This window comes from Pantoea sp. V106_11, from assembly GCF_029967885.1.
Taxonomy (GTDB): Bacteria; Pseudomonadota; Gammaproteobacteria; order Enterobacterales; family Enterobacteriaceae; genus Pantoea; species Pantoea ananatis.
This window is the reverse complement of record NZ_JASCAK010000020.1, coordinates 475,442-492,390: the sequence shown is the minus strand read 5'-3', so window position 1 is coordinate 492,390 and position 16,949 is coordinate 475,442. Positions and strand designations below refer to the sequence as shown.

The 16,949-nt window shown below is 55.6% G+C and carries 18 protein-coding genes; 8 read left to right on the top strand and 10 right to left on the bottom strand.

Going from position 1 to position 16,949, the window contains the following annotated elements:
- Nucleotides 1-73 precede the first annotated feature (73 nt).
- Nucleotides 74-1,306 (top strand): MFS transporter, encoded by a 1,233-nt coding sequence (locus QLG08_RS03660; protein WP_282472811.1) that lies wholly within the window; start codon nucleotides 74-76, stop codon nucleotides 1,304-1,306.
- Nucleotides 1,307-1,335: 29 nt separating this feature from the next.
- Here the strand turns inward: QLG08_RS03660 and lpxM are convergent, their stop codons facing one another.
- The 3 genes from lpxM to znuA form a co-directional block, all read right to left on the bottom strand.
- On the bottom strand, nucleotides 1,336-2,310 hold the full coding sequence (lpxM, locus tag QLG08_RS03655; protein WP_019105099.1) for a lauroyl-Kdo(2)-lipid IV(A) myristoyltransferase: 975 nt from the start codon (nucleotides 2,308-2,310) through the stop codon (nucleotides 1,336-1,338).
- Between the two features lie 113 nt (nucleotides 2,311-2,423).
- A complete protein-coding gene (gene mepM / locus QLG08_RS03650; RefSeq protein ID WP_013026073.1) occupies nucleotides 2,424-3,755 on the bottom strand; it encodes a murein DD-endopeptidase MepM in 1,332 nt (443 codons plus the stop codon).
- Between the two features lie 14 nt (nucleotides 3,756-3,769).
- Complete coding sequence (znuA, locus tag QLG08_RS03645; protein ID WP_207806663.1) at nucleotides 3,770-4,717, bottom strand: zinc ABC transporter substrate-binding protein ZnuA; 948 nt, start codon at nucleotides 4,715-4,717, stop codon at nucleotides 3,770-3,772.
- Between the two features lie 77 nt (nucleotides 4,718-4,794).
- Between znuA and znuC the strand changes: the two genes are divergently transcribed.
- Nucleotides 4,795-5,550 carry a zinc ABC transporter ATP-binding protein ZnuC gene (gene znuC / locus QLG08_RS03640; protein WP_019105098.1) on the top strand — a complete coding sequence of 252 codons (756 nt, stop codon included), beginning with the start codon at nucleotides 4,795-4,797 and terminating at the stop codon, nucleotides 5,548-5,550.
- On the top strand, nucleotides 5,547-6,332 hold the full coding sequence (znuB, locus tag QLG08_RS03635; RefSeq protein WP_014593886.1) for a zinc ABC transporter permease subunit ZnuB: 786 nt from the start codon (nucleotides 5,547-5,549) through the stop codon (nucleotides 6,330-6,332). The genes znuC and znuB overlap by 4 nt, the downstream gene beginning before the upstream one ends.
- On the opposite strand, the gene ruvB is transcribed toward znuB, so the two are convergent.
- The 6 genes from ruvB to aspS all read right to left on the bottom strand — a co-directional run bounded on the left by ruvB (nucleotide 6,333) and on the right by aspS (nucleotide 11,813).
- Nucleotides 6,333-7,337, bottom strand: a complete 1,005-nt coding sequence (ruvB, locus tag QLG08_RS03630) for a Holliday junction branch migration DNA helicase RuvB (RefSeq protein ID WP_013026077.1) — start codon at nucleotides 7,335-7,337, stop codon at nucleotides 6,333-6,335.
- 8 nt (nucleotides 7,338-7,345) lie between these two features.
- The gene (gene ruvA, locus QLG08_RS03625) at nucleotides 7,346-7,960 is read right to left on the bottom strand and encodes a Holliday junction branch migration protein RuvA (RefSeq protein ID WP_013026078.1); all 615 of its coding nucleotides are present in this window, start codon (nucleotides 7,958-7,960) and stop codon (nucleotides 7,346-7,348) included.
- Nucleotides 7,961-8,056: 96 nt separating this feature from the next.
- Nucleotides 8,057-8,584, bottom strand: a complete 528-nt coding sequence (gene ruvC / locus QLG08_RS03620; RefSeq protein WP_013026079.1) for a crossover junction endodeoxyribonuclease RuvC — start codon at nucleotides 8,582-8,584, stop codon at nucleotides 8,057-8,059.
- A gap of 36 nt (nucleotides 8,585-8,620) precedes the next feature.
- Nucleotides 8,621-9,364 (bottom strand): YebC/PmpR family DNA-binding transcriptional regulator, encoded by a 744-nt coding sequence (locus QLG08_RS03615; RefSeq protein ID WP_013026080.1) that lies wholly within the window; start codon nucleotides 9,362-9,364, stop codon nucleotides 8,621-8,623.
- A 239-nt stretch (nucleotides 9,365-9,603) separates the two neighbouring features.
- Entirely contained in the window at nucleotides 9,604-10,035 is a 432-nt protein-coding gene (gene nudB, locus QLG08_RS03610; protein WP_013026082.1) for a dihydroneopterin triphosphate diphosphatase, read from the bottom strand.
- Nucleotides 10,035-11,813 (bottom strand): aspartate--tRNA ligase, encoded by a 1,779-nt coding sequence (gene aspS, locus QLG08_RS03605; RefSeq protein WP_019105097.1) that lies wholly within the window; start codon nucleotides 11,811-11,813, stop codon nucleotides 10,035-10,037. The genes nudB and aspS overlap by 1 nt, the downstream gene beginning before the upstream one ends.
- 220 nt (nucleotides 11,814-12,033) lie before the next feature.
- Between aspS and QLG08_RS03600 the strand changes: the two genes are divergently transcribed.
- The 4 genes from QLG08_RS03600 (at nucleotide 12,034) to cmoB (ending at nucleotide 15,078) form a co-directional block, all read left to right on the top strand.
- Nucleotides 12,034-12,855: a DUF72 domain-containing protein gene (locus QLG08_RS03600; protein WP_282472810.1), complete on the top strand. Its 822-nt coding sequence runs from the start codon at nucleotides 12,034-12,036 to the stop codon at nucleotides 12,853-12,855.
- A gap of 54 nt (nucleotides 12,856-12,909) precedes the next feature.
- Complete coding sequence (locus tag QLG08_RS03595) at nucleotides 12,910-13,305, top strand: MAPEG family protein (RefSeq protein WP_282472818.1); 396 nt, start codon at nucleotides 12,910-12,912, stop codon at nucleotides 13,303-13,305.
- 79 nt (nucleotides 13,306-13,384) lie between these two features.
- Entirely contained in the window at nucleotides 13,385-14,113 is a 729-nt protein-coding gene (gene cmoA / locus QLG08_RS03590; RefSeq protein WP_014593893.1) for a carboxy-S-adenosyl-L-methionine synthase CmoA, read from the top strand.
- Complete coding sequence (gene cmoB, locus QLG08_RS03585) at nucleotides 14,110-15,078, top strand: tRNA 5-methoxyuridine(34)/uridine 5-oxyacetic acid(34) synthase CmoB (RefSeq protein ID WP_014593894.1); 969 nt, start codon at nucleotides 14,110-14,112, stop codon at nucleotides 15,076-15,078. Before cmoA ends, cmoB begins: the two co-directional genes overlap by 4 nt.
- Nucleotides 15,079-15,081: 3 nt before the next feature.
- Here the strand turns inward: cmoB and QLG08_RS03580 are convergent, their stop codons facing one another.
- Nucleotides 15,082-15,705, bottom strand: a complete 624-nt coding sequence (locus QLG08_RS03580) for a LysE family translocator (protein WP_033765959.1) — start codon at nucleotides 15,703-15,705, stop codon at nucleotides 15,082-15,084.
- A gap of 146 nt (nucleotides 15,706-15,851) precedes the next feature.
- Between QLG08_RS03580 and QLG08_RS03575 the strand changes: the two genes are divergently transcribed.
- Complete coding sequence (locus tag QLG08_RS03575) at nucleotides 15,852-16,946, top strand: glycerol dehydrogenase (protein ID WP_014605667.1); 1,095 nt, start codon at nucleotides 15,852-15,854, stop codon at nucleotides 16,944-16,946.
- Nucleotides 16,947-16,949: the final 3 nt, after the last annotated feature.

Genomic DNA, 16,949 nt, shown 5'->3' with positions numbered 1-16,949 from the left:
CCCATCACCTGTATTACCATTGGAAACGCGACTGCCCTGCAGTCGCGTTTTTGTTTTTCCACAAGGAGGCCAGATGGCCCGTTATCGACCCATCAGCCAGCTTACGGGGCGCATAATGCTGTTCCCACTGGCTATGGTGCTCTACGAGTTTGCAACCTATATTGCGCACGACATGATCCAACCAGGCATGTTACTGGTCACCGCCGAGTTCAACGTTGGCGCAGAATGGGTATCAACCTCTCTGACGGCCTACTTACTGGGCGGCGTCGTGCTCCAGTGGTTACTCGGCCCGCTGTCGGATAAATATGGCCGCAGGCCCGTGTTGCTATTCGGCATTCTCTTTTTTGCGTCCGCCTGCATTCTCACAACCTGGGTAAGTGATATTCAGCAGTTTGTCAGCCTGCGTTTTGTGCAGGGCATCAGTCTGTGCTTCATCGGCGCGGTGGGCTATGCCGCCATTCAGGAAGCGTTTGAAGAAGCCTTAGCGGTGCGGATCATGGCACTCATGGCGAATGTGGCCCTGCTCGCCCCGCTCGCCGGACCGCTGGCGGGTGCAGCCTGGCTAACGGTAGGCAGCTGGCGCAGTATGTTTTGGCTGTTTGCCGCCTGTAGCGCCGTGGCTTTTCTCGTTTTATGGCGGGTGATGCCTGAAACCGCAGGCGATCGCACTCAGTCTGTTGCGCTGCCCGTGCTCGCACGTAATTACGGCCGTCTTTTGAAAGATCGCCAGGTGATGTATGGCTCCTTTGCTATCGGGCTGGTATTCATTCCCATTCTGACCTGGGTTGCCTTGTCACCCGTGATTTTAATGCGCGATGAGGGCCTTTCCCGCATGCAGTATGCCCTGCTCCAGCTTCCGGTTTTTCTGGCGATGATTGCGGGCAATGTGACGTTGAGTAAGGTGGTAGGCCGCATGCCGATAGAGCAGCCAGTAAAATTTGCGGCATGGCCGATACTGCTGGGCCTGAGCCTTGCCCTGTCAGCTACCCTGATTGACGCGCACAGCTATCTCTTTATCACAGCGGGACTGAGTTTGTATGCCTTTGGCGGCGGCATGGTCAATGCAGGACTTTATCGTCTGACACTGTATGCCAGTGATGAAGGAAAAGGCAGCGTGGCGGCCATGCTGGGCATGGTCAGTATTCTGACCCTGGCTATCGGCATTGAGTTAGCGAAGCACTTCTATTTCAACGGTGGGGTCATCTGGTTTAGCCTGATCAACTTTATCAGCGGCGTGATGTGGTTTGGGCTGGTGCTGATGTTCCTGCGTGAACGTAAACGTCACGCCAAAGTAACGCCTCTCTGAAGCTTTCAGGCCGCAATGCGGCCTGATGATTATTTACGTGGATAAAGCTCGTCGCGCGAGTAGGGTTCGATATCACCTTCTTTGCGAGTTTTCAGCAGCTTGAGTATCCAGGTATATTGTTCCGGATGCGGACGCACAAACACCTCCACCTCCTCATTCATCCTGCGCGCCAGTTGGCGGTCATCCGCGTCAAGTAAGTCGTCCATGGGAGGGCGAACATAAATTTCCAGTTTGTGACTTTCACCGTTATAGACCGGAAACAGTGGTACAACGCGGGCACGGCAGACTTTCATTAGTCGCCCCACCGCGGGCAAAGTGGCTTTGTAGGTCGCAAAGAAATCGACAAACTCGCTGTGCTCCGGACCGTGATCCTGGTCAGGCAGATAATAGCCCCAGTAGCCCTGACGAACCGAACTGATAAACGGCTTGATGCCATCATTGCGCGCATGCATACGGCCACCAAAGCGGCGACGGACACGGTTCCAGACATAGTCCACCAGCGGATCGCTCTGATTGTGGAACATGGCTGCCATCTTTTGGCCCTCTGAGGCCAGCAGCATAGCAGGAATATCGACAGCCCAGCCATGCGGTACCAGAAAAATAACGTTCTGCTTGTCGGCCTGCAACTGGTCAATAATTTCCCGACCGTGCCACTCAACGCGCTGACGAATTTGTGCCGGATCGCGCATCCCCAACTCAGCCATCATGGCCATCGCCTGTGGCGCAGTGGCAAACATCTGATCAACGATCGCATCGCGTTGAGATTCGCTTAATTCAGGCAGGCAATAATAGAGATTAATCAGCGCACGACGACGCGCGCCTTTCGCCAGCTTTCCGGCCATTTTGCCCAGCCGCCCCAGAAGCGGATCGCGCACGGTGGCGGGCATCAGGGCGATGCCTGCCAGTGCACCAATACCCAACCAGCTGCCCCAGTATTTAGGCTTTAAAAAAGATCGTTCAAAAACGGGAATAAATTCGCTGTTATTTTTTTTACGGGTTTCCATGCACTCGCCTCAATCAATGACGGGCTAATGATAGTGGCGACGAGTAAATTTGCAATCATCCTGCGCCAGAGATAAAAAAATCGACGGCAATGCCGTCGATTTTAGCGAAAAACTTACTTTAGCCCCAGCTGAGGTAACCAGCCTTTCACCTGGGTAAGGTACTGCGTCCGTTCTTTACCGGTCAGGCCTTCCATACGCGGTAGCTTAGCCGTTAAGGGATTGACCGCCTGGTTATTAATCCAGATCTCAAAGTGCAGGTGCGGGCCAGTAGAACGGCCTGTGTTGCCTGACAGCGCAATGCGGTCGCCGCGCTTCACTTTTTCACCTGGCTTCACCAACACTTTCTTCAGGTGCATGTAGCGCGTCATGTACTGACGACCATGCCGGATAGCCACATAGTTTCCGGCGGCGCCGCCGTTTTTCGCCACCACGACCTCACCATCACCGACCGCCAGCACAGGCGTACCGATCGGTAAGGCGAAATCAACGCCTTTGTGCGGCGCAATGCGACCCGTCACAGGATTAAGGCGGCGGGGATTAAAGTTAGAGGACACCCGATACTGTTTGACGGTGGGGAAGCGCATAAAGCCGCGCGCCAGTCCTGCGCCGCTGCGGTCATAGAACTTGCCGTCATCAGCACGGAAGGCGTAATAATCTTTACCGCCACTGCGCAAACGCACCCCCAGCAACTGGCTTTGTGCGCTCTTGCCGTCCATCATTTCACGCGACATCAGCACGCTAAACTTATCGCCTGCCCGCAGCTTACGGAAATCCATCTGCCACTGCATCGCTTTGATCACGCTGCTGGCTTCGCCACTGGTTAAACCGGCCCGACGGGCACTGGCGGCAAAGCTGCCATGTATCTCACCCTGCATCACGCTGTTGCGCCATTCGCCCTGCTGCATCTGCGACTGCATTTTGAAGCCGCCGCTATCCGTGCGCGTATAGGTGCGGGTTTCACGACGCGAAATTTCCCAGCTAAAGGTGTTCAGCGCGCCGTCATCGTTTAATGTCCAGCTGAGCTGCTGCCCGACCTGCAAATTCCGCAGATCGCGATCGCTGGAGACCAGGGCGTTAATGTCCCCCATATCAATGCCGTACTGATTAAGTGCACTGCTCAGGGTATCGCCAGAAGAAACCGTGTATTCATGCGTGCCGGCACTGTCGGCGACGTCCTGATCGACATCATCTGCAGGGAGTTCTTCATCCGGCTCTGGGGTACTTTGGTCGATGGGTTCACTGGCTTCGGGAAGCAGTGTACGAAATTCGTTTTTGTCCAGTTCGATGGTTTTGACGATGGGCGTCACATCATTACTGGGATGGTAGACGTAAGGCCGCCAGACGGCGACGGCCAGAGTCACTACGGTTAACGATCCCAGCATAACGCGGTGGGGGCGCGGCAAATTATTAAATGCGAGGGCGACAGAGCGGGCTATCTGCTGCACGTTGAACTATTCCTCTATGCTCCTTTCAGGCAGGTCTCATACTGGCTCGACAGCTGTGAGAGGAATTTCACATAGCTGTCTTTTCCTAAGCTGATGTCTGTACCCAGCGGATCAAGCGTGCCTTTGCGCACCTGGGTTCCACGGGCAACAGCATCGATGACCGCCGGCCTGAATTGTGGCTCAGCAAAGACGCAAACGGCCTTTTTCTCAACCAACTGTGTTCGAATTTGATGTAAGCGCTGTGCACCCGGCTGAATCTCAGGGTTAACGGTAAAATGCCCGGTGGGCGAGAGACCGTAGTGTTTTTCAAAGTACGTGTAAGCGTCGTGAAAAACGAAATACCCTTTATCTTTAACGTGGGCAAGCTGTGAGATAATGCGCTTATCTGTGTCCGCTAATTCTGCCTCAAAATGCTGCAGGTTGGCGTCAAGTTTGGCTTTATCCTGCGGCATAAGTTCCAATAATTTTCCGTGGATTGCAACCGCGGTTTTTTTCGCTATCTCTGGTGACATCCACAAGTGCATATTAAACTCACCATGATGGTGATGATGCGCTTCATCATGATCGTGCTCTGCGTCATCATGGTCGTGATGATCATCGTCTTCACCTCCACGCAGTAGCAAGGGTTTTACGCCGGAAATTTGCACGATCTCAAGATTCTTTTTTTCCGGCAGAGACGCCGCAGATTTCGTCATGAAGGCTTCCATTTCAGGGCCAACCCAAACAACTAAGTCCGCGTTTTGTAAGCGTTTTACATCAGAGGGGCGCAGGGCATAATCGTGTTCGGATGCGCCATCCGGCAGCAAAACCTCCACGGGTGTGACGCCGTCAGCAATGGCCGAGGCGATAAACCCAACGGGCTTAATGGAGGCCACAATATCGGCGTGAGCGGGCAAGGCAGCAGAGGTGGCGAAAGCCATCGCCGTCAGGGTCAAAAAGCCCCCTTTTTTATTATGTAACATAATGCGTCATTCCTTCGTCATCAATAGATTGGATGTGATATTATAACATTCGAAATTCTGTGCAACCTGTAAATCTTATGCCATCACTTGTCACACTTGAAAACGTATCCATCAGTTTTGATCAACGTCAGGTCTTATCTGGCGTGAGTCTGGAACTCCATCCTGGTAAAATTTTAACCCTGCTCGGTCCTAACGGCGCGGGCAAATCGACGCTGGTCCGGGTGGTGCTTGGCCTCCTTGCGCCCTCCTCCGGTCGGGTCAGTCGCAGTGCGGGCTTACGCATCGGCTACGTGCCACAGAAGCTGCATATCGATCCCACGCTGCCGGTCACGGTCGAACGTTTTATGCGCCTGTCGCGCGGTGCGCGCAATCAGGATATTTTGCCTGCCCTGAAACGCGTTCAGGCGGGTCACCTGTTGACCTCGCCGTTGCAGAAACTGTCGGGCGGCGAAACGCAGCGCGTGTTACTGGCTCGCGCCTTGCTCAATCAGCCTCAGTTGCTGGTGCTTGATGAACCGACGCAGGGTGTGGATGTCAACGGGCAGGTCGCGCTTTACGATCTGATCAATCAACTGCGACACGAGCTGAACTGCGCCGTGCTCATGGTTTCCCATGATTTGCATTTAGTCATGGCGAAAACGGATGAGGTGCTGTGCCTTAACCATCACATTTGCTGTTCAGGTACGCCTGAGGCGGTGTCGCAGCATCCCGAATTCATTGCCATGTTCGGCCCGCGCGGTGCGCAGGAACTGGCTATCTATCGTCATCACCATAATCACCGTCACGACCTTCAGGGACGTATCGTATTACGCAAAGGACCGGGTCCATTATGATTGAATTACTGCTTCCGGGCTGGCTGGGCGGCGTGATGCTGGCGCTGGCGGCGGGCCCCCTGGGCTCTTTTGTCGTCTGGCGCAAGATGTCGTATTTCGGCGACACGCTGGCGCATGCCTCACTGCTCGGCGTCGCCTTTGGTTTGCTGCTCAACGTCAACCCTTACTATGCCGTGATCCTGGTCACGGTCTGTCTGGCACTGGGTCTGGTCTGGCTTGAGCGTCGCCCGCATCTGGCGATAGATACACTGCTGGGCATCATGGCGCACAGTGCGCTTTCGCTCGGACTGGTCGTGGTAAGCCTGATGTCGAACGTCCGGGTGGATTTGATGGCCTACCTGTTTGGCGATTTGCTGGCGGTAACGCCCAGCGATCTCTGGGCCATGGCTGCAGGTGTGATATTCGTGCTGGCCGTTATGGCCTGGCAGTGGCGCGCACTGCTGTCGATGACAATCAGCCCTGAACTGGCACAGGTTGACGGCGTGAATATTCAACGCACCCGGCTGATGCTGATGCTGGTAACCGCACTGACGATTGGTGTGGCGATGAAGTTTGTTGGTGCGCTGATCATCACATCGCTGCTGATCATTCCGGCTGCCACCGCCAGGCGCTTTGCGCGTTCACCCGAAATGATGGCGGCGGTGGCCGTACTGATTGGCGTGATTGCCGTGACCGGCGGCTTAACCTTCTCGGCGTTTTATGACACGCCCGCCGGCCCTTCCGTCGTGCTGTGCGCCGCCATCCTTTTTCTCTTCAGCATGGTGCGCAAACCGGCGCTGTGATCAGGCTTCTTTGGTGATACCAAAGTGGCGATAGGCATGCTGCGTGGCCATCCGGCCGCGCGGCGTGCGCTGAATAAAGCCCTGCTGAATTAAAAACGGCTCAATCACGTCTTCGATGGTTTCCCGCTCTTCGCCAATCGCTGCCGCCAGGTTGTCCAGCCCGACCGGCCCACCGGTGAATTTATCGATAATGGCCAGCAACAGTTTTCGATCCATATAATCGAAGCCTTCGCTGTCCACGTTCAGCATATCCAGCGCCGTCACCGAGACATCACCGCTCAGTACACCGTTCGCGCGCACCTCAGCAAAATCCCTTACCCGACGTAACAGGCGATTGGCAATACGTGGCGTTCCGCGTGACCGGCGGGCGATTTCCAGGGCGGCTTCTTCACTGAGTGCCAGACCAAGGCAGGCGGCGCTGCGTCCCACAATGTGCTGTAAATCTTTTACCTGATAAAACTCCAGACGCTGCACGATGCCGAAGCGATCGCGCAGGGGTGACGTCAGCGAGCCTGCCCGCGTGGTGGCGCCAATCAGCGTAAAGGGCGGCAGATCCAGTTTGATGGAACGCGCAGCCGGGCCTTCACCAATCATAATATCCAGCTGATAGTCTTCCATAGCCGGATAAAGTACCTCTTCCACGACCGGTGAAAGACGATGGATTTCATCAATGAACAGCACATCGTGAGGTTCGAGGTTGGTCAGCATCGCGGCCAGGTCGCCCGCTTTTTCCAGCACCGGGCCGGATGTCGTGCGCAGATTAACGCCCATCTCGTTGGCCACAATGTTGGCCAGCGTCGTTTTGCCCAGCCCGGGAGGGCCAAAAATCAATAAATGATCCAGCGCATCACCACGCAGTTGTGCCGCCTTGATGAAAATTTCCATCTGCTCACGCACCTGCGGCTGGCCCACATATTCGGTCAGCATCTTTGGACGAATGGCGCGGTCGAGGCCCTCTTCTTCGTTAATGCTGGCAGCGGAGATCAGGCGATCGGCTTCAATCATGAATTACCTCAAATAGCGGCGCGGAGCGCTTCACGGATCAACGTTTCGCAATCCGCGTCAGGACGGCCAACTTTGCTGATCATGCGGCTCGCTTCCTGCGGTTTATACCCCAGCGACACCAGCGCTGCAACCGCTTCCGATTCTGCATCGTTGGTCTCTGGCTCAGGGCCCGGCGTGGTCAGCGTAAAGGCTGAATCGCCGCCAAACAGATCGCCATGCATGCCTTTAAAGCGGTCTTTCATTTCCACCACCAGACGTTCAGCGGTTTTCTTGCCCACGCCCGGCAGTTTAACCAGCGCGGCGATCTCTTCCTTTTCAACCGCCGTCACAAACTGCTGTGCCGACATGCCCGACAGAATGGCCAGCGCCAGCTTAGGCCCAACGCCATTGACTTTAATCAACTCGCGGAACAGTGCTCGTTCCTGCTTGCTGTTAAAGCCAAACAGCAACTGTGCATCTTCGCGCACCACAAACTGAGTAAAGATCACCGCCTCGTGATTAAGATCGGGCAGCTCATAAAAACAGGTCATTGGCATATGGACTTCATAGCCGACACCGTGCGCCTCCAGCAGCACCAGCGGTGGCTGCTTTTCCAGAATAATGCCCCGTAAACGACCAATCACCTGAAGCCTTCCTTATCCAAAGTATGTGGCGGAATTTATACCATAAAAAAGGCTGGATGAATATCCAGCCTGATAGCGATGACGACGTAAGGGTTGTTAACTCTGACGCAACCGGCCGCGGGTCAGCACCAGCTTGCTGTCACTCATGCGCGCCGCGTTTTGGGCCACGTGACAGTGCGTGATGGCGATAGCCAGCGCATCGGCGGCATCGGCCTGGGGATTCGCCGCCAGTTTCAGCAGCGATTTCACCATGTGTTGCACCTGACTTTTTTCTGCGCCACCGGTGCCAACGACCGTTTGCTTGACCTGGCGCGCGGCATATTCAAACACCGGCAGATCATGGTTAACCGCCGCCACAATCGCGGCCCCCCGCGCCTGCCCCAGTTTCAGGGCAGAATCGGCATTCTTCGCCATAAACACCTGCTCGATAGCAAAAAAATCCGGCGAGAACTGCGTAATGATTTCGCATACTCCGGCATAGATCAGCTTCAGACGCGCAGGTAACTCTGTTGTGTTGGTACGAATACAGCCGCTGCCCAGATAAGTGAGCTGGCGGCCAGTCTGACGAATCACCCCATAACCGGTCACGCGTGAGCCAGGGTCAATCCCTAAAATAATCGACATGACGCGTCTCCAGCCTGAGCGTGTAGCGGTACAGCATTAAAGCGTTTCCGCCACCTCGTCGGAGATTTCGCCGTTATGGTAAACCTCCTGCACGTCGTCACAGTCTTCCAGCATATCGATCAGGCGCAGCAGTTTAGGCGCGGTTTCCGCATCCATTTCGGCTTTGGTCGAGGGGATCATGGCCACTTCCGCGGAGTCGGCTTTAAAGCCCGCCGCTTCCAGCGCATCGCGCACCGTGCCCATCTCTTCCCATGCGGTAAACACGTCAATCGCGCCGTCATCGTAACCGACCACGTCTTCTGCGCCCGCTTCCAGCGCCGCTTCCATCACCGCATCTTCGTCATGACCGGGTGCGAAGGAGATTACGCCTTTTTTGCTGAACAGATAGGCGACGGAGCCATCGGTACCCAGGTTGCCGCCCGTTTTGGTGAAGGCGTGACGCACTTCGCCCACGGTACGGTTGCGGTTGTCGCTCAGGCACTCAATCATGATGGCCGATCCGCCCGGACCGTAACCTTCATAAATGATCGTTTCCATATTGGAGTCATCTTCGCCGCCTACGCCGCGTGCAATGGCACGGTTCATGGTATCGCGCGTCATGTTATTAGACAGCGCTTTATCCATTGCCGCACGCAGGCGCGGGTTGGAGCCCGGATCGCCGCCGCCCAGTTTGGCAGCCGTGACCAGCTCACGAATGATCTTCGTAAAGATTTTACCGCGCTTGGCGTCCTGAGCGGCCTTACGGTGCTTGGTATTCGCCCATTTACTGTGTCCAGCCATGTTGCATTTTCTCCGATCTTTTACTGGGTGCAGGCTATCTTACGTGCGAACGTGTCCTGCGGCCGTGCCCGCAATTCCCACATACAGAAGTACGATCCGTTGCGGTGCGCTGGCGGTGGACACCCTCGCGGCGCCGATTACGCCTGACTGTCGATATTGTTCGGTGCGTTCATTGAAAACCCACCCGATTCATAAAACCTAATGCCTTCGCCACGGGAAAAACGCGCAGCGGCGAGCATTCAGATAAATTCTTCAATCGCCTGGCGATTACTCCAGGATTTCGTGAGGGCAGCGGCGGCGGCGGGATCGAGCCAGCGCGCGGCAAGATGCTCGGTGAGCAGCAGATCACGCTCTGTAGGCAAGGCCAGCCTGAACCAGTGTTCACGGTTGTGCGTCGTGCCCGGCGCATAACGATGACGATAGTGCGGGAAAATCTCAAAGTCGATTTCACGCTGACAGTCTTCAATCGTTAGCTGCTCGGCCTTTACATCAATCCCCAGCTCCTCACCGACTTCTCGCTCGGCCGCCTGCAGCGGACACTCATCCGCTTCCAGGCTGCCGGTGACCGATTGCCAGAAATCCGGGTCGTCACGGCGCTGCAGCATTAACACCCGGCCACTGTCCTGCGCCACAATCACCACTAACACAGAAACCGGATGTTTATACGGCATTACTTCGTCTCAGACTTGTCTTTCTTGACGACCTGAATGCCTAACTCAAGCAGTGACGCCGGATTCGCTTCGCTTGGCGCTTCCGTCATCATGCAGGCCGCTGCCGTGGTTTTCGGGAACGCGATAACGTCACGAATATTGTCGGTACCGGTTAACAGCATCGTCAGGCGATCCAGACCAAACGCCAGGCCTGCATGCGGCGGCGTGCCGTACTTCAGTGCATCCAGCAGGAAGCCGAACTTCTCACGCTGTTCATGCTCTTCAATGCCCAGAATGCTAAACACGGTCTGCTGCATGTTACCGTTGTGGATACGCACAGATCCGCCGCCGACTTCATAACCGTTGATCACCATGTCGTAAGCATTCGCTACGGCCTGGGTCGGATCGGCTGCCAGCTGTTCCGCACTCATCTCTTTCGGTGCCGTAAACGGATGGTGCATGGCAGCCAGCCCACCTTCGTCATCTTCTTCAAACATCGGGAAGTCGACAACCCACAGCGGCGCCCAGGCTTTGTCGTCGGTGATTTGCAGGTCACGTCCCACTTTCAGGCGCAGTGCGCCCAGCGCATCGGCCACCACTTTGGCACGGTCGGCACCAAAGAAGATGATATCCCCATCCTGCGCGCTCGTGCGGCTGAGAAGGGTTTCAACGATATCGGCATTAAGGAATTTCGCCACCGGGCTCTGTACGCCCTCCAGGCCCTTCGCACGTTCGTTTACCTTCATCCAGGCCAGGCCTTTGGCACCGTAAATCTCAACAAATTTGCCGTATTCATCAATCTGCTTACGGCTCAGCTGCGCGCCGCCGGGCACACGCAGCGCGGCAACACGGCCTTTCTCGTCGTTAGCCGGGCCAGAAAACACCTGGAACTCAACGGTTTTCAGCAGATCACCCACGTCCACCAGCTCCATGGGATTACGCAGGTCGGGTTTGTCTGAACCGTAGCGATGCATGGCTTCGGCAAAGGTCATCTGCGGAAACTCACCCAGATCCACGCCCTTCACGCTCTGCCAGAGTTCGCGAATCATGCGCTCCATAATTTCACGCACCTGAGGTGCGGTCAGGAAGGAAGTTTCCACATCGATCTGCGTAAATTCGGGCTGACGGTCTGCGCGTAGGTCTTCATCACGGAAACATTTAACAATCTGATAATAGCGATCGAAACCCGACATCATGAGCAACTGTTTAAACAGCTGCGGTGACTGAGGCAGCGCATAAAATTTGCCTTTGTGCACGCGGCTCGGCACCAGGTAATCGCGCGCGCCTTCCGGGGTGGCTTTCGTCAGCATCGGCGTTTCGATATCCAGGAAGCCAGCGTCATCCATAAAACGACGGACAAAGCTGGTGATCTTAGCGCGAGTCTTTAAGCGCTCAACCATTTCAGGGCGGCGCAGATCCAGATAACGGTACTTCAGACGTGCTTCTTCGCTGTTGGTCTGGTTAGAATCCAGAGGCAGCGGTTCAGCACGATTGATGATGTTCAGCGCGTGGGCAAAGACTTCTACGTCCCCCGTGGCCATGTCGCTGTTTCTGTTTTTTTCGTCACGGGCACGCACAGTGCCGGTAATCTGGATACAGAATTCGTTACGCAGTTCAGATGCCAGTTGGAAAGCGTCTTGATGATCGGCATCGAAAAAAACCTGTGCGATGCCTTCACGGTCACGCATATCGATAAAAATCAGGCTTCCCAGATCGCGACGACGGTTGACCCAGCCGCAAAGCGTGACTTGCTGACCTACATGAGACAGATTGAGCTGTCCACAATACTCTGTACGCATAACACTATCCTTTTAACTTCGCCGCTGCAGCTGACAGCACCAGGCCGCGTCACCTTGTGGGGTGCTGTCGCAAAAAAGGCCGCTATTATAATGGAAAAAGGCAAACAGGATAAGTGGAGCCACGTTAAAGCGCGGCATTTCCTGTTCGCTTTTCACCTGTTTGCGTCAATATACTGCGTTACAGGATAATTACCATCACACTCAAAGGCGGGAATCAGGCGTGACACTTCGTATTGGTTTGCCACAATGGCATCACGCGCACTGGAAGCGATGGGGAATCGAAACCCTGGCTGACTATGCGCGTTATTTCGGCACGGTGGAAGGCAATACCACATTGTATGCGCTGCCTGATGCGGAAACGGTCCTGCGCTGGCGGGATATGACCCATGACCAGTTTCGTTTCTGTTTTAAATTTCCCAGCAGCATCAGCCATCAGGCCGCCCTGCAAAATACCGACGACTTAGTAACGGATTTTTTTCGCCTGATGGCACCGCTCGCCGACCGCATGGGTCAGTACTGGCTACAGCTGCCCGCCAGCTTTTCCCCTGCGCAACTGAACGATCTCTGGCGCTTTCTGGACAGCCTGCCCACCCATTTCTCCTACGCCGTCGAAGTCCGCCATGCCGCCTTTTTTGCCAAAGGCGAGGCTGAGCGCGCGCTGAATCGCGGCCTGCTGCAGCGCGGCGTCAATCGTGTGGTGCTGGACAGCCGTCCGGTTCATGCCTCAACCTCGCAAAGCCCGGCGGCACTTCACGCCCGCCAGCAAAAGCCTCGCGTTCCGCCGCATGCACTGTTAACCGGGTCGCGCCCCATGATCCGTTTTGTCGGCAGCGACAACCTGGAAGAAAGCCTGCCACTGTTTCAAATCTGGCTGGCCAAGCTGGCCGAATGGCACACGCAAAGTGACCCTCTGGTGTTTATCCACACGCCCGATATGGGACAGGTGTTTCCGCTGGTGCAGGCGCTCTGGCCGGCATTACAAAAAATTGATGCCAGCATCGGTCCCGGACCTGACTGGCCGCAACAGGATTCGCTATTCTGATAGCGATGGGCAGCCTCGCCCCCTCTGGTGATATGAATAAAAAAGGAAACAATGATGATTAGCGCGTTATATGTGGTTATCGGTGCGTTACTGATAATGAAGTTCACCCTCAATGTCGTCCGCTTTCGGCGTCAACATCACGTTGCTTTTGGGGATGGCGGTCATCACGACCTGAACAGGGCCATCCGCATTCATGGCAATGCCGTTGAAACCATTCCCCTGGCACTGCTGCTGGTGATCACGCTTGAGATGAACGGGGCGGATGTCTGGATGGTTCACCTGACGGGCATCGTGTTTTTTGTTGGCCGTTTTTTGCATGCTTATGGCCTGCGTAAAGACGTGATGAGTGGACGCAAATACGGCATGATGCTGACCTTGTTTGGCCTGAGTGGAATGGTGATTTTTAACCTCATCTATCTCCCCTGGCAACTGGTGCTCAGCCTGCATTAATGTTGCGGCTTAAAGGGTGCAGGCCGCGGCAGTTTCTGCCAGAATAGCGCCCTTTCCGCCGTCTCTTCGGATTTTCGATATGTCTGATCGCGATCAACTCTTTTCTGCGCCCATTGAAAAACTGGGCGACTGGACCTTTGACGAACGTGTCGCTGAAGTGTTTCCCGACATGATTCAGCGCTCGGTGCCCGGCTATTCCAATATCATTTCGATGATTGGCATGCTGGCAGAACGCTTCGTCCAGCCCAACAGCCAGGTGTTTGACCTGGGCTGCTCACTCGGTGCCGCCACACTTTCGGTGCGTCGTAATATTCACGTGCCAGGCTGCCAGATTATCGCCGTAGACAACTCTCCGGCCATGGTCGAACGCTGCCGCCGCCATATCGATGCCTTTCGCGCCGACACGCCGGTTACCGTGGTGGAAGCGGATATCTGTGACATTGAGATTGAGAATGCCTCTCTGGTGGTGCTCAATTTCACCCTGCAGTTTCTTGAGCCGCCTGCCCGTCTTACGCTGCTCAGTAAAATCTGGCAGGGGCTGAATCCCGGCGGAGCCCTGGTTCTCTCGGAGAAGTTCAGCTTTGAAGATCGTGACGTCGGCGAACTGCTGTTTAACATGCATCATGATTTTAAGCGCGCCAACGGCTACAGCGAACTGGAGATTAGCCAGAAGCGCAGCATGCTGGAAAACGTCATGCTGACCGACAGTGTGGAAGCGCATAAGGCTCGTCTTAAGCAGGCGGGCTTTTCGCACGCTGAATTATGGTTTCAGTGCTTTAATTTTGGTTCGTTGGTGGCATTAAAATGATCGACTTTGGCCGTTTTTATCAGCAAATCGCCGTTGGCCCCCTGGCAAAATGGCTTGACGTGCTGCCTGCACAGATTAGCGACTGGCAGCGGGAGAATCTGCACGGGCACTTCCGTGACTGGTACAAGTCGCTGGAATACTTACCGCTGCTGGAACCCCAGCGGCTGGACCTGCTGAACAGCGTAAGCGCCGATCGGGATGACATCAGCGATCGTCATCGTCAGGGCATTGAGAAACTACTACGCAATTTGATGCCGTGGCGCAAAGGCCCTTATTCCCTGTACGGAACGGAGATTAACACCGAATGGCGTTCTGACTGGAAATGGGAGCGCGTGCTGCCTCATATTTCCTCGCTGGCCGGACGAACCGTGCTGGATGTCGGCTGCGGCAGCGGCTATCACATGTGGCGGATGATCGGTGCGGGTGCGCATCTGGTTGTGGGTATCGATCCCATGCAGCTGTTTTTATGCCAGTTCGAAGCCGTGCGTAAGCTGTTGAATGATGACCGTCGCGCCCATTTACTGCCGCTGGGCATTGAACAACTGCCGGCGCTCCAGGCGTTCGACACGGTCTTTTCGATGGGCGTGCTGTATCATCGCCGTTCCCCCCTTGACCACCTCCTTCAGCTAAAAAATCAGCTGGTCAGCGGCGGCGAGCTGGTACTGGAAACGCTGGTGATCGAAGGCGATGTGAACCAGGTGCTGGTGCCGGGCGAACGCTATGCGCAGATGCGCAACGTCTATTTTATTCCCTCTGCCGAGGCGCTGAAAAGCTGGCTGGAGAAGTGTGGCTTTGTTAACGTGCGCATTGTCGACTTTGCCCTGACCTCGACGGAAGAGCAACGTCGTACCAGTTGGATGACCAGTGAATCACTGGCCGAGTTTCTGGATCCCGACGACAGCAGCAAAACCGTTGAAGGTTATCCCGCACCGCTGCGCGCCGTTCTGGTTGCCACCAAACCCTGATCCTCAGCGGCGAGACAGCGCCAGTTTCGCCGCAAAACCAATAAAGACGCAGCCCGTTAAACGGTCCATGATTTTGACTATTCGTGGCCGTTTTAACTGCTCAGCAAAATAGTGGCTGCTGCCGATCAGCACCGTGCTCCAGGCCAACCCCACCAGCATGTGCGTCAACGCCATCAGGCTGCACCAGATCGGGACAGAGGCGCCCTGCGGAATGAACTGGGGCAAAAAAGTCACATAGAAAACGCCCACCTTGGGATTCAGCAGATTCCCCAATAATCCACGCGTGAAGCAGGCAAGATGACGTTGCTGAGCCGCGGCCTCGGCATGCATTGACACGTTTTGGGCGCGCGGATGCCACAGCAGCTTAATGCCCAGATAGAGGAGGTAAGCGGCGCCAGCCCACTTCAGCAGGTTATAAGCCATCTCCGACGCCAGCAGCAGCGCGCCTAATCCCAGCCCTACCGCAATGCCCCAGAGCAAACAGCCGGTTGCCACGCCCAGCGCCGTGGCACTGGCACGCTGCCAGCCCTGTGCGGCGGCCGATCGCAGGATCAACGCCGTATCAAAGCCCGGCGTCAGGGTCAAAATAATAATAGCCAGCAGGAAAGAGAGCAACGAAGCCGTCATAAGCGTATCCCCGGTAAACATCCGCTCACAATAACAAGCGGTTTTTTGTCTGTACAGCCAGCAAAACCCCATTAGCTGCTACCCTTTTAAGGGCTTTATCAACGGGCCGGTCACGGCCATGATTTATGCAATCAGGAGCAACGTTTATGAAATTTATTTTCTCGTCACCGCGCAAATATGTGCAAGGTGCAGGCGTACTCGATGAACTGGGGAGCTACGTCACCGAACTGGGTACTCAGGCTTTTGTGGTCGCGGACGATGTCGTCTGGGGACTGATCGGTGAACGGGCTCAGGCCACGCTCACAAAGGCGGGCGTGAACGTGGTGCGCCAGCAGTTCAACGGCGAGGCGTCCAGTAATGAAATCACCCGGTTGAGCCAGCAGGCGCAACAGCAGAACTGCAACGTGGTCATCGGGCTGGGCGGCGGTAAAACGCTGGATACCGTTAAGGCAGTGGCTGATGAGATCCAACAACCGGTGGTGATCGTTCCCACGATTGCCTCTACCGATGCGCCCTGTAGCGCACTCTCCGTTATCTATTCTGACAGCGGCGTGTTTGAGAGCTACCGCTTCTACAATAAGAACCCCGATCTGGTGCTGGTGGATACCGCCGTCTGTGCCGCTGCGCCTGCCCGCCTGTTTGCCTCGGGCATTGCGGATGGCCTCGCAACCTGGGTGGAAGCCCAGGCGGTAGCCCGCAGCCATGCCAAATCGATGGTCAATGGCGATCCGACCATTGCCGGGCTGGCCATCGCCCGTGCCTGTGAGGAAACCCTGCTGACCTGGGGTTACAGTGCCTATGTTGCCGTTTCGGAAAAACGCGTGACGCCGGCGGTGGAAGCGGTGGTGGAAGCGAATACCTTGCTGTCGGGCCTGGGATTCGAAAATGCCGGCCTGGCAGCTGCGCACGCCATTCACAATGGTTTTACTGCTATTGAAGGCGATATCCATCATCTCACCCACGGCGAGAAAGTGGCCTACGGTACCTTAACCCAGATGGTGCTGGAGCAGCGTCCGGACGAGGAGATCGCACGCTACATCCGTTTCTATCGCTCGATCAAGATGCCCACCACCCTGAAAGAGATGCATCTGGAGGGCGAAAGCTGGGAAAATCTGGTGAAAATAGGCGCACTGGCAAACAGTGAAGGCGATACGCTGAAAAACCTTAACCCCAACCTGGCACCGGAGCAAATTGCCCATGCGCTGCTGGGGCTGGATGCGTTCAGTCAAACGGTAAAATAACGG

Bases quoted from the DNA above. Each gene is read 5' to 3' on its own strand.
- nudB (WP_013026082.1), bottom strand. From the start codon at position 10,035: ATGCCGTATAAACATCCGGTTTCTGTGTTAGTGGTGATTGTGGCGCAG.
- znuA (WP_207806663.1), bottom strand. From the start codon at position 4,717: ATGTTACATAATAAAAAAGGGGGCTTTTTGACCCTGACGGCGATGGCT.
- cmoB (WP_014593894.1), top strand. From the start codon at position 14,110: ATGATCGACTTTGGCCGTTTTTATCAGCAAATCGCCGTTGGCCCCCTG.
- QLG08_RS03580 (WP_033765959.1), bottom strand. From the start codon at position 15,705: ATGACGGCTTCGTTGCTCTCTTTCCTGCTGGCTATTATTATTTTGACC.
- ruvB (WP_013026077.1), bottom strand. From the start codon at position 7,337: ATGATTGAAGCCGATCGCCTGATCTCCGCTGCCAGCATTAACGAAGAA.
- znuC (WP_019105098.1), top strand. From the start codon at position 4,795: ATGCCATCACTTGTCACACTTGAAAACGTATCCATCAGTTTTGATCAA.
- lpxM (WP_019105099.1), bottom strand. From the start codon at position 2,310: ATGGAAACCCGTAAAAAAAATAACAGCGAATTTATTCCCGTTTTTGAA.
- QLG08_RS03615 (WP_013026080.1), bottom strand. From the start codon at position 9,364: ATGGCTGGACACAGTAAATGGGCGAATACCAAGCACCGTAAGGCCGCT.
- aspS (WP_019105097.1), bottom strand. From the start codon at position 11,813: ATGCGTACAGAGTATTGTGGACAGCTCAATCTGTCTCATGTAGGTCAG.
- ruvC (WP_013026079.1), bottom strand. From the start codon at position 8,584: ATGTCGATTATTTTAGGGATTGACCCTGGCTCACGCGTGACCGGTTAT.
- cmoA (WP_014593893.1), top strand. From the start codon at position 13,385: ATGTCTGATCGCGATCAACTCTTTTCTGCGCCCATTGAAAAACTGGGC.
- znuB (WP_014593886.1), top strand. From the start codon at position 5,547: ATGATTGAATTACTGCTTCCGGGCTGGCTGGGCGGCGTGATGCTGGCG.
- QLG08_RS03660 (WP_282472811.1), top strand. From the start codon at position 74: ATGGCCCGTTATCGACCCATCAGCCAGCTTACGGGGCGCATAATGCTG.
- QLG08_RS03575 (WP_014605667.1), top strand. From the start codon at position 15,852: ATGAAATTTATTTTCTCGTCACCGCGCAAATATGTGCAAGGTGCAGGC.
- QLG08_RS03595 (WP_282472818.1), top strand. From the start codon at position 12,910: ATGATTAGCGCGTTATATGTGGTTATCGGTGCGTTACTGATAATGAAG.